The sequence below is a fragment of the Deltaproteobacteria bacterium genome (assembly GCA_016210005.1).
In the GTDB taxonomy this organism is placed as follows: Bacteria; Desulfobacterota; Binatia; order HRBIN30; family JACQVA1; genus JACQVA1.
The window spans coordinates 17109-30340 of sequence record JACQVA010000268.1 but is presented as its reverse complement, the minus strand read 5'-3'; the positions used below and the strand labels follow the sequence as shown (position 1 = coordinate 30340).

General features: G+C 65.4%; 18 protein-coding genes and 1 pseudogene. 15 read left to right on the top strand and 4 right to left on the bottom strand.

The genetic code is table 11. From position 1 onward, the window contains the following. The first annotated feature begins 188 nt into the window (after nt 1-188). The 11 genes and pseudogenes from HY699_25640 (at nt 189) to HY699_25590 (ending at nt 5725) form a co-directional block, all read left to right on the top strand. Nucleotides 189-413, top strand: coding sequence for a DUF433 domain-containing protein (locus HY699_25640; protein ID MBI4519188.1), 225 nt, complete (start codon nt 189-191; stop codon nt 411-413). Beyond that, nucleotides 397-717, top strand: a complete 321-nt coding sequence (locus tag HY699_25635; GenBank protein ID MBI4519187.1) for a DUF5615 family PIN-like protein — start codon at nt 397-399, stop codon at nt 715-717. Before HY699_25640 ends, HY699_25635 begins: the two co-directional genes overlap by 17 nt. A gap of 131 nt (nt 718-848) precedes the next feature. Next, on the top strand, nt 849-1151 hold the full coding sequence (locus tag HY699_25630) for a type II toxin-antitoxin system RelE/ParE family toxin (protein MBI4519186.1): 303 nt from the start codon (nt 849-851) through the stop codon (nt 1149-1151). 864 nt (nt 1152-2015) lie between these two features. Beyond that, on the top strand, nt 2016-2936 hold the full coding sequence (locus HY699_25625; GenBank protein ID MBI4519185.1) for a hypothetical protein: 921 nt from the start codon (nt 2016-2018) through the stop codon (nt 2934-2936). Between the two features lie 122 nt (nt 2937-3058). After that, the gene (locus tag HY699_25620; protein ID MBI4519184.1) at nt 3059-3292 is read left to right on the top strand and encodes an addiction module protein; all 234 of its coding nucleotides are present in this window, start codon (nt 3059-3061) and stop codon (nt 3290-3292) included. Then, complete coding sequence (locus tag HY699_25615; GenBank protein ID MBI4519183.1) at nt 3289-3588, top strand: type II toxin-antitoxin system RelE/ParE family toxin; 300 nt, start codon at nt 3289-3291, stop codon at nt 3586-3588. Before HY699_25620 ends, HY699_25615 begins: the two co-directional genes overlap by 4 nt. Nucleotides 3589-3774: 186 nt before the next feature. After that, complete coding sequence (locus HY699_25610) at nt 3775-3996, top strand: hypothetical protein (protein ID MBI4519182.1); 222 nt, start codon at nt 3775-3777, stop codon at nt 3994-3996. Further along, entirely contained in the window at nt 3993-4304 is a 312-nt protein-coding gene (locus HY699_25605; protein ID MBI4519181.1) for a type II toxin-antitoxin system RelE/ParE family toxin, read from the top strand. Before HY699_25610 ends, HY699_25605 begins: the two co-directional genes overlap by 4 nt. 514 nt (nt 4305-4818) lie before the next feature. Then, a complete protein-coding gene (locus tag HY699_25600) occupies nt 4819-5007 on the top strand; it encodes a hypothetical protein (protein MBI4519180.1) in 189 nt (62 codons plus the stop codon). Beyond that, nucleotides 4992-5285, top strand: a complete 294-nt coding sequence (locus HY699_25595) for a type II toxin-antitoxin system RelE/ParE family toxin (GenBank protein MBI4519179.1) — start codon at nt 4992-4994, stop codon at nt 5283-5285. The genes HY699_25600 and HY699_25595 overlap by 16 nt, the downstream gene beginning before the upstream one ends. Before the next feature lie 212 nt (nt 5286-5497). Next, a pseudogene (locus HY699_25590) lies at nt 5498-5725 on the top strand (hypothetical protein). Nucleotides 5726-5907: 182 nt separating this feature from the next. Here the strand turns inward: HY699_25590 and HY699_25585 are convergent. Further along, nucleotides 5908-6312 (bottom strand): type II toxin-antitoxin system VapC family toxin, encoded by a 405-nt coding sequence (locus HY699_25585; GenBank protein MBI4519178.1) that lies wholly within the window; start codon nt 6310-6312, stop codon nt 5908-5910. Beyond that, nucleotides 6309-6548, bottom strand: a complete 240-nt coding sequence (locus tag HY699_25580; protein ID MBI4519177.1) for a prevent-host-death protein — start codon at nt 6546-6548, stop codon at nt 6309-6311. Before HY699_25580 ends, HY699_25585 begins: the two co-directional genes overlap by 4 nt. Between HY699_25580 and HY699_25575 the strand changes: the two genes are divergently transcribed. Together HY699_25575 and HY699_25570 are read left to right on the top strand one after the other, a co-directional pair. Next, nucleotides 6547-6861, top strand: a complete 315-nt coding sequence (locus tag HY699_25575; GenBank protein MBI4519176.1) for a hypothetical protein — start codon at nt 6547-6549, stop codon at nt 6859-6861. The two genes, HY699_25580 and HY699_25575, sit on opposite strands and share 2 nt — an antisense overlap. A gap of 175 nt (nt 6862-7036) precedes the next feature. Next, nucleotides 7037-8167 (top strand): FAD-binding oxidoreductase, encoded by a 1131-nt coding sequence (locus HY699_25570; GenBank protein MBI4519175.1) that lies wholly within the window; start codon nt 7037-7039, stop codon nt 8165-8167. A gap of 41 nt (nt 8168-8208) precedes the next feature. On the opposite strand, the gene HY699_25565 is transcribed toward HY699_25570, so the two are convergent. Next, entirely contained in the window at nt 8209-8871 is a 663-nt protein-coding gene (locus HY699_25565; GenBank protein ID MBI4519174.1) for a bifunctional 4-hydroxy-2-oxoglutarate aldolase/2-dehydro-3-deoxy-phosphogluconate aldolase, read from the bottom strand. 143 nt (nt 8872-9014) lie between these two features. On the opposite strand from HY699_25565, the gene lexA reads away from it, so the two are divergent. Then, nucleotides 9015-9797 (top strand): repressor LexA, encoded by a 783-nt coding sequence (gene lexA / locus HY699_25560; GenBank protein MBI4519173.1) that lies wholly within the window; start codon nt 9015-9017, stop codon nt 9795-9797. Between the two features lie 254 nt (nt 9798-10051). Continuing rightward, nucleotides 10052-11995 carry a DNA helicase RecQ gene (recQ, locus tag HY699_25555; GenBank protein MBI4519172.1) on the top strand — a complete coding sequence of 648 codons (1944 nt, stop codon included), beginning with the start codon at nt 10052-10054 and terminating at the stop codon, nt 11993-11995. Here recQ and HY699_25550 read toward each other — a convergent pair. After that, a complete protein-coding gene (locus HY699_25550) occupies nt 11984-13210 on the bottom strand; it encodes an acyl-CoA dehydrogenase family protein (protein MBI4519171.1) in 1227 nt (408 codons plus the stop codon). The genes recQ and HY699_25550 overlap by 12 nt on opposite strands. Nucleotides 13211-13232: the final 22 nt, after the last annotated feature.

Sequence of the window (13232 nt, the reverse complement as noted above, 5' to 3'; positions counted from 1 at the left end):
TCCCCATAACACGTGGGGAGCACCGTCGGTGATCAGCGGTTCAGTTCAACGGGGCCTTTCCGCCATCCGGCGGCAACCACCACAGCATCTCGCGCAACCCCGTGTCGCGCCGGATGCCGGAAAAACCCTTTTACGTTAGACACCACTCGCGCGAGCCGCTATGGTGAGAATCGCCTCGGAGGCATGTGATGGGCCTACCTTCCCCGCTGATCAGCAGCTCGATGAAAGTCATGAGCGGGGCGGTGGTGTTCACCGGGACTCGCGTGCCGGTGCAGACACTCCTGGATTATATCGAAGAGGGTGGGTCTCTCGACGAGTTTCTGGAGGACTTCCCCACCGTAAGCCGCGAGCACGCGATTGCCGTCTTAGAGCTCGCAAAAGACTCCCTCATCCAGCGTGCGACTGCTGCTTGACGAGTGTGTGCCGAAGCGACTGCGGCGGGAGCTTCGACGCCATCAGGTCCGCACCGCCCCCGAAATGGGTTGGGCAGGCAAAGAAAACGGCGAACTGCTTGGCTTGGCCGAATCGAAGTTCGAGGTCTTGGTCACCGTGGACCAAAGAATCAAGTACCAACAGTCCGTCGCCGGCCGGGACATTGCCGTCGTTGTCTTGGTCGCGCGCCGCAACAAGATCGAGTTCCTCCGGCCTCTTGTCCCCGAACTTGAGCGTATCCTCACCGATATCAAACCGGGCGAACTGCGTGAGGTGGGTGTCTAACTCGGCGATCGAGACCGACGCGAAAAGAACGCGCGGCTCATCGCCAGGCCGTTAGCCCCTTCGCGAGGGTCAGGTGTCCGGGTCGTGAGCCGGGCCTGATTCTGTGGTAACGATTGCCAGTGCCGTACGAGATCAAGTTCGCAGACGCCGCGATCACGCATCTCGCGGGGCTGACAGCACGTGAACGATCGACGGTAGTTGATGCGATCGAAGAACAGCTCTCCTATGAACCGCTCGTCGAAACGCGAAATCGAAAGCTGCTCAAGCCCAACCCCATCGCATCTTGGGAACTCCGGGTTGGTGCGCTGCACGTGTTCTACGACGTTGTGTCTATCGAGCCGGTGCCAGGCGGATCATCGCTCGTCCGCGTTCTCGCCGTCGGCAAGAAGGAGCGGAACGAGTTGCGAATCGGCGGAAAGGTAATCCAACTATGAAGACCATCAAGTTGTCTGAGGCATCCCGATCGCTCGCCGAGTACGCGAGCGAACTCGACGAGGATATCGTGCTCGTGACGGGGCGCAACCGACCGATTGCAGCTGTGGTGTCCTTACGGAACGTCGACCGAGAGGTCTTGGCGCTCAGTCGCAGTCCCCAGTTTCTCAGGATAATCGAGCGATCACGCCGCGACTTCGCGGCAGGTCGGAGCCGCTCCCTGGACGAAGTACGAGACCACTTCGGTCTACGGGCAGGGGCACCTATAAGGCCTCCGTTGTCAAGAAGACGCGGCGGTAGCGCCACGGGGGCGGGGGGCTCTCGCGGGAAGCAGACGCGGCGGGCACGCTGAGGAGGGTGGGCTGACTTCGTTTCACAGCGGGTGCAGAAGCTGTGGGCTGCACCAAACACCTATTGAGGCTCAGTCGTCGAGGATCGCTGGTGCCGAGTCGACAATGCGAAGCGACACCCCGACCCACCGACCTCCTGCGTTTTCACGATCGCGCGGCAACCGTTGGGCCGTTGTGCGTCCGCTGGCGCCCCTGCGCCGCCCCGCGCTCTCCATTCCATCATTCCATCGCGAGCGGCTCCGCCCCAGCGTTCGTCACCCCCAATGTGGCCCTCATCCGGCCTCTCTGCGCCCGATCGCCCCCGCCTTCAAGCACCCCGCGCGCTTGCCATCGAACCCCTAACCACCCTACAATCCCCATAACACATGGGGAGCACCGTCGGTGATCAGCGGGTCAGTTCAACGGGGCCTTTCCGCCATCCGCCGGCAACCATCACACCATCTCGCGCACCGCCCCGTCGCGCCGGATGCCGCAAAAACCCTTTTACGTTAGGCTGGCGCGAGCACTGCGAGCATAATGGAGTCCTTCTTTTCCGCTTCGAACCCTACCGATCGCACTTACATCGCTCTCCGGGACGATGGCTGGCCCCCGTTTGTCGAAGCGCGCGCCTACGTCGACGGGGCTTGGCCACGCTGCGCCAAATACCTGGATCGGGATTTGCCAGCGCGCGCAGCCCATCAGTTCCCAGCGCACTTTTGGGAGCTGTACCTCGCCGAGTCCTTTCTGAATGCCGGATTCGCTCTCAAACCACGCACCACTCGATCCAAGCCCCGCGAGGGGCCAGACCTGCAACTCGAATTCCGTGACGTTTGGATAGAGGCGGTACTCGCGACACCCGGGACCGGCCCAGACGCCGTCGTTGAAGGTGTGCCGGGGCAGCCCACTGGGGTGCCGCACGACGGCATGAAGCTCCGCCTTCTGTCGGCTGTCACTGCGAAGATCGGGAAGCGGCTCGAGTATCTTGAGAAAGGCCTGGTTTCGCCCACGGACCCATTCGTCATTGCGGTCAACGCCGCGGAGATCCCGAGCGCATCTCTTGAGTCGACCATCCCCAGGATCGTCAGCTCGCTGCTCCCATTCGGCCATGAACAGATTCACATTGATCACGCTACCTTGAAGGAGACAGGCCGTTCCTTTGTCTACCAGGGCTCTGTGCCGAAGCTCTCCGGGGCAGAAGTCCAAACCGATGGTTTCCTGTCGCCGGAAATGGAAGGCGTCAGCGCAGTCCTGTACTCGTGGGGTGACGTGATCAATCGCCCCTCGGGAATCCGTCGGCTGCTCGCGGTTTACAACGATAAAGCCGCTAATCCTTTGGATATCGGCCTCTTCCGGCCTGTCGCAGTCGAGTATTGGTGTGAGGGCGGCGTCCTCAATAGGCATTCGGCGGAGGCGCCTAACTCAGCGGCTGCAGGCGCCGGCGGGGGCTTACTCCCATGATTCGTCGTGCTTTGATTACGGGTCGGTCCCAGTTCGCCGCCGCGCCTGAGCCGCGACGTTAGGGTTGCCGGGTTGGCCACCGACGGCTTGAAGCAAGCGACCAGATTCCGTATCGTGCAGTCATGACGACAACCGTGGAGCAACTGGCGGAGCAAGCGATGAGCCTGCCGGCTGAATCGCGAGCACGACTGGCGGACCTCATTGTGGAGAGCCTGGACGCAAACGAGCTTGGGCGCATCGATCGGCTGTGGGCCGCCGAAGCTATACGCAGGCGGGACGAAGTGCGCGCTGGGCACGTGCAGACGGTTCCAGGTGATGAGGCCCTCCGGAAGGTGCGTGCCTCCGTGCGGCGATGAGATATGAGTTCCATCCGGAAGCGCTCGAAGAGTACGACGCGGCCGCCCTCTGGTACGCTGAGCGGGAGCCGGCGCTGGCACTGCGGTTCATCGAGGCCGTCGAGGATGCAATCGGGCGGATTCTCGAAGCGCCGACACGCTGGCGAGTGATTGAGGAAGATGTCCGGCGCTGCCTCACGCATGTATTTCCGTACGGGGCCCTCTACACCATTGAGCCCGACTTCGTTCTCATCGTCGCCGTCATGCACTGCAGTCGCGAGCCTGGCTACTGGAAGCAGCGGCTCACGAAACCCTAACTCGGCCGCTCCACCCGACGGCGGCGGCGCGGCGCGGGGGTGCCAGCACCGTCAGTGGCATGGCCGGGCCGTCTATGTTGCTCGCTCCGTCGCGGCGCCGCGGGTGACCGGCAACCGTTCGGCGACATCGGTGACCCGCCCGGGCTTTCGCTGGGCAGATGGGCTCGTAGGCGGTACGGAGAAGCTATGAAAGTTGCAACCGGTAAGGTCGTATCTGGCAAGATCGTCGTTGACGGCAGCCCGTTCTCAGAAGGATCGACCGTGACAGTCCTCGCGCCGGAAGACGGCGAGGTTTTTGAGCTCAGCGCCGACGACGAGGCTGCCCTTCTTGCAGCCGTCGAAGAAGCCGACCGGGGGGACGTGATCGATGGTGACCAGCTCTTGCGGGACCTTGGCGGTCGGGAGTGACCAGCCCGCTTCCGATCAAGGTCACTCGCCGAGCCGCTCGGGAGATCGCGAAGGCCTCCGAGTGGTGGGACGCCAACCGGCCCGCCGCGCCGGGGGCCGTGCGACAGGAGATCGTGCGCGTGTTTCGTCTCATCGCGCTTCAGCCGGGAGTTGGGGCACGAGCGAAGAGTGCACGGCTTGCAGGCGTGAGGCGCGTTCATCTGAGTCGAGTTCACTACCATCTGTACTACCGGGTCCGGTCCGATCCGGCCGCTGTCGAGATCCTGGCGTTCTGGCACACCAGCCGTGGCGCCAGCCCGCGCGTGTGATCGCGGCTGCGCCGAACCCGCCGCTGGAGCCGACGCCTAAGAGACGGCGCGGCTCAGCGCCAAGCCGTCCGGCGGCAGCGGCGGGGTGCCACGATTGGAACGACGATGACCGGAAGGGTCGCAAGCACCAACGAACGAACACACGGAAAGGTGGGGCCGCGCCTGTGCATCGCACGACCGGGCGTCGAGGGCGGAGCGATTGTCTGGGACCCGTGCTCTTGATCCTTCGGGCGCGGCGGGCATAAATGCGACAGGTGCATGATCACGGTGTCAGAACTGAGCCCGATCACTATGAGGTCGAACCCAGCACACGTGGACGCCGACGGTCAACTCGGCCGCTCCACCCGACGGCGGCGGTGCGGCGCGGGGGTGCCAGCACCGTCAGTGGCATGGCCGGGCAGTCTATGTTGCTCGCTCCGTTGCGGCGCCGCGGGTGACCGGCAACCGTTCGGTCGCCGCGAGCTTTCTCGAATCCTCCGATTAAGGTAGAGATTGCTGTGGCAGAGGAGCCGACATGGAGACGGCCAAGGACGAAGTTCGACGTATTCTCGACGCGCTCCCGGAGGACGCAACGCTCGAAGATATCCAGTACCGCATCTACGTGCGTCAGGCGATCGATGCCGGATTGCGCGATATTGCCGAGGGCCGCACGCTGTCCCAAGAAGAAGTTGAGCAGCGGGTGGCGCGATGGATCGGGAAATAGTCTGGTCACGCTGGGCCAGCGATGACTTGGTGCCCGTCGCTGAGCACATCTCTCGCGATTCCGAGTCGTACGCCGCCACCATCGTGCGCGAGCTGGTCGCCGCGGCGCGCTCGCTCCGTGTTTTCGCAGAACGCGGTCGCCGTGTTCCAGAGTACGACGATCCTGCGATCCGGGAGCTCATCGTTCGGAAGTACCGCCTCGTCTACCGCGTGCACCCCAACCGAGTCGAGGTCGTGAGGATTATACATGGCGCGCGGGAAATGCCCTCGAGCGTGTGACGAAGAGCATGGAATTCGGTGGGCGTCGGCGCCATCATAACGAGTGAGAATGCCGAACACCTACAAGGCCTCCGTTATCAAGAAGACGCGAGGGCACCGGTAGCGCCACGGGGGCGGGGGCGCAGTAATATTGGTGCTGCCGGGTGTAGAAGTTCGGCACGTCGTGCGCTCGCGAAACGCGACGGTCCAAGGTGCGGTCGACCGGGTGAAGCATGTCCTAGCTCGACGTGGCCAAGGAGCACATCGCGTATCTCAAGCTCTGGCTCGGTATCGTCATCGTCACGGACATCAGCCTGATGGGGTGGCTGCTTGGGAACTTCCGGTCTGCTGGATGGGCGCTGATCCTCGGTGATATCGTGGCGCTCGTCGGTGTTTCGTGGGGCTGCTATTGGCTGCATACGCGCATTGAGTCTGCCATCGCAAAGTTGGAGGAACTGTAGCCATGGACATCATTGTCGCAATTGTTCTCCTGGCTGGTGCAGGCTTCATTACGTGCCTCGCCCTCGACGCCGCTCGCCACGTGAAGTAACGCCGAACCCGCGCACGGAGCGGATCGGCATGAAGCCCGAACCTCCTCGCGGGCGGTCGTGCGCCGGGCCGCTCATGCGCACGACGGCTCCACTCAGCGGATGTTCCAGATGATGGCTGCCCGGCTCTTTCGGATCACTCTGTCGTAGGTTGCAAGAGGAATGCAGTGCGCGCGAGCGGTAGCGACAATCAGCCGATCCGCCGGGTCGCCATGGAAGGAAGCAGGGAGACCGTTGAGGGCGATCACGATTTCGACGTCGAGCGGAGCGATTTCGATTACAGCGGCACCCGCCGCCTCTCGGATCCAGACGTCGAATGGCCGGTCCAGCGTGAGCCGTCCCTTCGCGTACAGCATCTGTGCCTCCCAGAGGCTTACCGCGGCCAAACGCAGCTGCGCGCGCGACGCCAGTCGGTCCAGTGCGCGACGCTCGCGGGTCGCAAGCCGGTCGGAGCCGAGCAGCCACCAGAGCCAAACGTGCGTGTCCAGCAGAATTCTCACCGAGAGACCTCGAACTCCGCTTCGTCAATCACTGATTCTTCTGGTTCAGCCTTCAGTTCTCCGGAACCTCGAAGCACCTCCCACGCCTTGGGCGCGGCCTTGCCCACCTTCGGTGCTCGTGTAAGCCGGGCGACAACCTTGCCCCGTCGCTTGATGTCCACCGGCTCTCCTGCGATTTCCACACGTCGAATCAGCTCAAGGCAGCTCGCACGAAACTGCGTCACCGAAATGTCCATGTTGAAATCCTATATGGCCATTTTCGATCAAGCAACAGGAGGCAGTGCCGAACAAGGCGCTCCACCCGTCCGTGGCGACGAGGGCGATCGGGCAGACAGGCGGCGCCGCGTTCTGGCCGAGGACGCGCGCGACGTGCCGCGCAGTTTTAGTCGCTTCGAGTTCGACACCGAGGTGGCACGGGGCTTGTGGGCCGAGGTCGCCTCCGGCTTCAGCACGACGGAGGAGTCGGGCGTGTCCGTTGACGCGACCACGGTCGCTCCGCGCTTGGTCTACGGCTACGACCGCTTCGAAGGCGGCGTCTTCATCCCGTAGCGCCGCCGCCGGCTTCACCGACGAGTCCCCCGACCGCGCACGGGGCACGGGGTTGACTGAGCCGCTCACGACGCGGCGAAGACCCACCGCGCCTAGAGGCGTTGCACTGCGCCCCGGCGTGCGCCGGCGACCAATACGTGTTACGAGACCAGACCCGTGGCGCGAAAGACCGTTCATGAAGAACAATAGAGATCGCTTCGAAGTCGTCATCATCGGTGGAGGCATTGCCGGGGCCTCGTTCGCCTACTTCCTGAGCGAGCGCGGCATGAGCGACGTGCTGCTGCTCGAACGCGAGTCGCAGCCGGCTTATCACTCCACCGGCCGCAGCGCGGCCTCGGTGGTCGAGTGGGACCCGGTGCCGGAGCTGCAAGCCCTCAAAGCGCAAGGGGCGGCCTTCCTGCGACACCTGCCGGCGGGTTTCTCCGAGAATCCGGTGCTGTTCCAGTCGGGCATACTGGTGACGTTCCAGGAGCCGCTGTGGAGTGCGGTGCGCGAGCTGCTGCCGCTGTTCGCCGAACGCGGCACGCAGGCGCAGCTGTTGTCACAGGCTGAGGTGCTCGGGCGTATGCCGGTGCTGTCGCCGGAGTACTTCGAGGGCGGGGTCTTCCTTCCGCAGGACGGCCGGGTCGATGTCCACGAGCTGTTGTGGAGCTATCTGCGCCATGCCGGTCGCCGCGGCCTGCAATACCGCTGGGGCGTAGAGGTGAAGGGCGTGCGGGTGGAGGGCGGGCGCTGCCGCGGGGTGATAACCGACGCCGGCGAGATCGATGCCCGCTGGGTGGTCAACGCTGCCGGTGCGTGGGCACGAAAGGTGGGGGAACTGGCTGGTGCCGCCCCGGTCCCGCTGACGCCGCATCGCCGCACCATCATCACCTTCGCTACGCCTGACGGCATCGATGTGCGCGACTGGCCGCTGGTGGAGAACGAGTCGCAGCACCTGTACTTCGCGCCCGAGTCGGGCGGCCTGCTGGTGTGCCCAATGGACGAGGAGCCGATGGAGCCCTGCGACGCCGCGCCCGTTGAAGCCGTGGTGGCGGAAGCGATGGAGCGCTTCGCGCGCCTTGCCCCGCGACTGGCGCCCAAGACCTTGCGGCGCAAGTGGGCCGGCCTGCGCACCTTTACGCCCGATCGTGTGCTGGTGGTCGGCGAAGACCCGCTGGTCAAAGGCTTCTTCTGGCTCGCCGGCCAAGGCGGCTGCGGCATCGAGACCAGCGGCGCCGTCGGTGCCATCGCGGCGGACCTACTGCTGCACGGTGGCACGGAACGCTTCGACGCGGCGGCGCTGTCGCCGGCGCGTTTCGGCTAGCGCTGGGCCAGCGCCCGGCTGGGCGGGCGAGCTGAGGTGGGCTAGACGCGCGGCTGTCTGGCGGCGCGGATCATCTCCACCAGCGCGCCCGCCCTGGCGCTGACCTCCTCCAGCCTGCCCTCGCGCAGCGCCTGCCAGTCGAACAGCTCGCTGCCAAGACCGATGGCGGTGACGCCGGCGCGGATGAGGTCGGGAATCGTGTCCGCTGCGAGGTCGCCGGTCACGACCAATTCAATGTGCGGCAGGGGTCCCTTCAACGCCTTGACGTACTTGGCTCCGCCGGCGGGCCCGCAGGGAAAGACCTTCACCAAGTCCGCTCCGGCACGCCAGGCGGCCAGCACCTCATTCGGCGTCAAGGCGCCGGGAATGCACACTTTGCCGGCGCGGCGCGCGGCGTCGATGACTGGCAGCTCGATCGTCGGGCTGACGATGAATTCGGCCCCGGCCGTAATCGCGGCCTGACACACGCCGGCGTCGAGCACCGTGCCGGCGCCGAGCAACAGTGCATCGCCGTGGCGTCGGGCGAGCTGCTCGATCACCGTGATCGCGCCCGGGGTATTGACGGTGATCTCGACGATGCCGACGCCAGCGCTCACGATCGCTTCGGCGGCCCGCGCGGCCTCCGCGGCCGCGGCGGCGCGGATGATAGGAATCAACCCCACCTCGCGAATACAGCCGAGGGCTTTCTCTCTTGACCAAGCCATGCGCACTCCGCTGGTTGCTTATTGCACATCGCCACCCGAATTGCTGCCGCAGCTGTTCGGGGGCTGCACGGGTGTTGGCCGCAATGGTTGATCTTCGCCTAATTTTCGCATATGTTGCCACCGTCAAAAGACAGGAGGCGAGCATGGAGGCAGCGTTCGAGGTGCATGCGGGGTTGATCGGCGACACGATCGAGATTCCGTTGCTCGGGGTGGTCGCGGCCGGGGAGCCGTACCGCGCCTTCGTCATCGACGACACCCTCAGTGTGCCGGCGGCACTGTGGGGCGGGCGCAAGGTGTTCGCGCTGCGCGTGCGCGGCAACTCGATGATCGACGAGGGCATCCACGACGGCGATTTCCTCGTGGTCCAGCCCTGCGCCCAGGCCGAGAGCGGACAGACGGTAGTCGCCGAGATCGACGGCTGCGTTACGGTGAAGAAGTTCTACCGCGAGGCCGACGGCGCCATCCGCTTGCAGCCCGCCAACCCCGAGCTGCTGCCGTTGGTGATCCGGGGCGACGACATCTGCATCCGCGGCGTGGTCGTCGGCGTGATGCGCAAGTACGGTTTTGGAAAGCAGGTGCCGGCCCGGCCGGTAGCCCGCCCGAGTATGCCCCGCCGCCCAGCGGATCCGCCGGCGCACGACAGTGGTGAGCTATTCGAGCTGTCGCTCAACGCTATCGACGAGCAGCTGGCGCACTGGCGCATGGCGATCGCACACGCCCGGCGCGACCAATCGCGACACCAGCACCTGGTCCGCATGGGCGAACTCGAGCGCGACTTGCAGGCGCTGCGCGATTGGCTCGGCCGCACCGACAAAGCCGGCCTGCGCCGCGCCTTGATCGCGGAAGCGAACAAGATCATCCGCCGCATGCAGCGGCTGGCGGGCAGCGCCAACCAAGGGCTCGGCACCGAGACGCTGCTGCACTAGCTCGTTGAGAAACGCGACGCAGCATTAGGAACAACGCCGACTACCCAAGGATCCTGAGCGATCGCGAGCACGCTCGCCCCAGAAAACCTCCGCCTCGCTAGAAGCGACGGCGCTCGCTGCGCGCTGGCGCCCGAAGGCGTCCGGTACGAGACCGCGGGGCAGGGGAGAAGATGGTTTTACAACGGAGCTGCTCCCTCATTGATTCCTCGGCCGCTTTGTGGACTGTTGTGGGTCCTTGCACCGGAGCGGATTCGATGAGTCAATCGGCGACAGGGCCAGCGGCTCAGATCCTGGCAACCGTAAGGCGCTACTGGGGCTTCACCGGTTTGCGCCCGCTACAAGAGCAAGCGATCCGCGCCGGCGTTGAACAACGCGACTCGCTGGTGGTGATGCCCACCGGCGGCGGCAAGTCGCTGTGCTACCAAGTGCCGCCGGAACTGGCCCAGCGTACGGACATCGTGGTCTCGCCGCTGATCGCGCTGATGAAGGATCAGGTCGACGGTTTGCGCCAATGCGGCTACCCGGCGGCGGCACTTCACAGCGGCATGCCGGCCGAGGACCTGCACGCGGTGGAGCAGGGCCTGAACGCCGGCAAGTACCGGCTGGTGTTCGTCGCGCCCGAGCGGCTGTTGACGGCGCGCTTTCTGCAACTGATGACGCGTTCTCAGGTGCGGGCCTTCGCCATCGATGAAGCGCATTGCATCAGCCATTGGGGCCATGACTTCCGCCCCGAGTACCGCCAGCTCGCCGAGTTGAAGACGCGCTTTCCTCAGGCCAGCATCCACGCCTACACCGCTACCGCCACCGAACGGGTGCGCGCCGACATCGTCGAACAGCTGCGGCTCAAAGACCCGGCCGTGCTCGTCGGCACCTTCGACCGCCCCAACTTGGTGTACCGGGTGGTGCCGCGCGTCGATCCTTACAGCCAAGTGCTGGCAGCTGTGCGCCGGCACGCCGGGCAGGCCGGGATCGTCTACTGCATCAGCCGCAAAGACACCGAGGCGATGGCCGATTGGCTGGGCCGCAACGGCGTGCGCGCCGCGCATTACCACGCCGGCATGCTGCCCGATGAGCGCCGCCAGACCCAAGACCGGTTCGCTGCCGAACAACTCGACGTGGTCGCGGCCACGGTCGCCTTCGGCATGGGCATCGACCGCAGCGACGTGCGCTGCGTCATCCACGCGGCCATGCCCAAGTCGCTCGAACACTACCAGCAGGAAACCGGCCGTGCCGGGCGCGACGGCCTCGAGGCCGAGTGCGTGCTCTTCTACTCGGCCGCCGATGCCATCCGCTGGCAGTCGCTGATCGAGAAGAGCGCGGCCGAGGCCAACGCCCCGGCCGACGTGATCACCGCTGCCCAAGCACTGCTGGGACACATGCGGCGGTACTGCAGCGGGGCGCTCTGCCGCCACCGCCTGCTCTCGGAGTACTTCGGCCAGTCGTACGAGCGGGCGGACTGCGGCGCGTGCGACGTCTGCCTCGGCGAACTCGAAGGCGTCACTGACGGCACCGTGACCGCGCAGAAGATCCTCTCGTGCGTCGCCCGCACCGGCGAGCGCTTCGGCGTCGAACACATCGTCGATGTGCTGCTCGGCGCCGACACTGAACGCATCCGGCGCTGGCAACACGAGCGCGTCAGCACTTACGGGCTGCTGAAAGATGCCAAACGCAAGCCGCTGACCAACATCGTCTATCAGCTGATCGATGCCGGCGTGCTCGAACGCGCCGGCGATGAGCGTCCGGTCTTGCGTTTGAACGAAGCCTCGTGGGCGGTGATGCGCGGGCAGCGCAGCGTGCGGCTGTTGCAACCCAAGGCCACACCGGTCAGCCGCACTCGCTTCGACGAGGAGTCGTGGGAAGGCGTTGATCGCGGCCTGTTCGACAGCCTGCGCGCGCTGCGCCGGGCGCTGGCAGAGGAGCGTGGCGTGCCGGCTTACGTAGTCTTCAGCGATGCCACCCTGCGCGACTTGGCGCGGGTGCGGCCGAGCTCGCCGGCGGCGCTGCTGGACGTGCGCGGTGTCGGCGAGCGCAAGCAGCGCGACCTCGGCCCGCAGTTTCTGGCCCACATTGCCGCCTATTGCCAAGAACAGGGCTTGCCGCTCGATGCGCCGCTCGACCGCCGGCCGCAGCTCTCGCGGGCGTCGAAGCCGAGCGAAACCACGGCCGCAGGCGAAAAGCGCGGCCCCTCACAGCGGTAGATTTCCCGTCGCTGCGCGCGTCGATTGGTCGCGCTTGTAGGCGTCGATGGTGCGTTGGGCGATACGCCACTGGTGGACTTCGTCGGCGCCGTCGGCGAAGCGCGCCCAGCGGGCATGCTGCGCCATGCGCGCCAGCGGCGTATCGAGCGAGTATCCCAACGCGCCGTGCACCTGGATGGCGCGATCAACGACGCGGTTGAGCATGTTGGCGACGAAGTGCTTGGCCATCGACACCTCGCTGCGGAAATCTTCCTTGCGGTCGATCTTGTAGGCAGCGTGCAACACCATCAGTTTGCCCTGGTATAGCTCCATCGCTGAATCGGCGATCATCCACTGGATGCCTTGCTTGTCGGCGAGCAACGAGCCGTGCGCAAAGCGGTTGAGCGCACGTTCGACCATCAGGTCGAGCGCGACCTCAGCCTGCCCGATCCAGCGCATGCAGTGGGCCAAGCGCGCCGGCCCGAGGCGGGCCTGGCCGAGCAAGTGCCCTTGGCCGCGGCCACCGAGCAGGTTCGCTTTCGGCACGCGCAGGTTCTCGATGCGGATCTCGGCGTGGTTGTGGTGTCCGGCCATGGTGAGCACGTCACGGACGACGTTGAAGCCCGGGGCCGGCAGATCGACGAGGAACGCCGAGTTCGCCGCTTGCGGAATCTCCGGATTGTCCTCGGTGCGGGCGATCAGGATCGCGAACTTGGCGCCGCTGGCACCCGAGATGAACCACTTATGACCGTTGATGACCCAGGAATCGCCATCGAGAACAGCCCGCGTTTGAATCAGCGTCGGATCGGAGCCGGCGACCTCGGGCTCGGTCATCGCGAAGCAGGAGCGCACCATACCTTCGCACAGCGGGCGGAGATACTTCTCCTTCTGTGCCTCGGTGGCCCAGTGCAGCAGGGTGTGCATGTTGCCCTCGTCGGGCGCCTGCGCGTTCAAGGCATACGGCCCGAAGCCCGACTTGGCGGCCTCGGCCGACACCGCCGCCATCGCCACGTGGCCGAGCCCCATACCGCCGAACTCCTTCGGCATGTGCGGCAGCCACAACCCCCAATCCTTGGCCGCGACGCGCATTTCGATGATAGATTGGATAAGGAAGCGGCGGTCGTTCTCGCGCTCGGCGATCTTGGCCTCGGCCGGCCGCACCACCTCGGCGATGAAGCGCCGCACTTTCAGGCGCAACTCGTCGATCTCGGGAGGAAAGCTGAAGTCGATAGCCATGGTGTCGTCCTTTCGTCAGCCC

Excerpts from the sequence above, each read along its gene's own strand:
- HY699_25550 (MBI4519171.1), bottom strand. The coding sequence starts at position 13,210 with ATGGCTATCGACTTCAGCTTTCCTCCCGAGATCGACGAGTTGCGCCTG.
- HY699_25615 (MBI4519183.1), top strand. The coding sequence starts at position 3,289 with ATGAGATATGAGTTCCATCCGGAAGCGCTCGAAGAGTACGACGCGGCC.
- HY699_25595 (MBI4519179.1), top strand. The coding sequence starts at position 4,992 with ATGGATCGGGAAATAGTCTGGTCACGCTGGGCCAGCGATGACTTGGTG.
- HY699_25575 (MBI4519176.1), top strand. The coding sequence starts at position 6,547 with ATGTTGAAATCCTATATGGCCATTTTCGATCAAGCAACAGGAGGCAGT.
- lexA (MBI4519173.1), top strand. The coding sequence starts at position 9,015 with ATGGAGGCAGCGTTCGAGGTGCATGCGGGGTTGATCGGCGACACGATC.
- recQ (MBI4519172.1), top strand. The coding sequence starts at position 10,052 with ATGAGTCAATCGGCGACAGGGCCAGCGGCTCAGATCCTGGCAACCGTA.
- HY699_25620 (MBI4519184.1), top strand. The coding sequence starts at position 3,059 with ATGACGACAACCGTGGAGCAACTGGCGGAGCAAGCGATGAGCCTGCCG.
- HY699_25600 (MBI4519180.1), top strand. The coding sequence starts at position 4,819 with ATGGAGACGGCCAAGGACGAAGTTCGACGTATTCTCGACGCGCTCCCG.
- HY699_25625 (MBI4519185.1), top strand. The coding sequence starts at position 2,016 with ATGGAGTCCTTCTTTTCCGCTTCGAACCCTACCGATCGCACTTACATC.
- HY699_25565 (MBI4519174.1), bottom strand. The coding sequence starts at position 8,871 with ATGGCTTGGTCAAGAGAGAAAGCCCTCGGCTGTATTCGCGAGGTGGGG.
- HY699_25580 (MBI4519177.1), bottom strand. The coding sequence starts at position 6,548 with ATGGACATTTCGGTGACGCAGTTTCGTGCGAGCTGCCTTGAGCTGATT.
- HY699_25640 (MBI4519188.1), top strand. The coding sequence starts at position 189 with ATGGGCCTACCTTCCCCGCTGATCAGCAGCTCGATGAAAGTCATGAGC.
- HY699_25570 (MBI4519175.1), top strand. The coding sequence starts at position 7,037 with ATGAAGAACAATAGAGATCGCTTCGAAGTCGTCATCATCGGTGGAGGC.
- HY699_25610 (MBI4519182.1), top strand. The coding sequence starts at position 3,775 with ATGAAAGTTGCAACCGGTAAGGTCGTATCTGGCAAGATCGTCGTTGAC.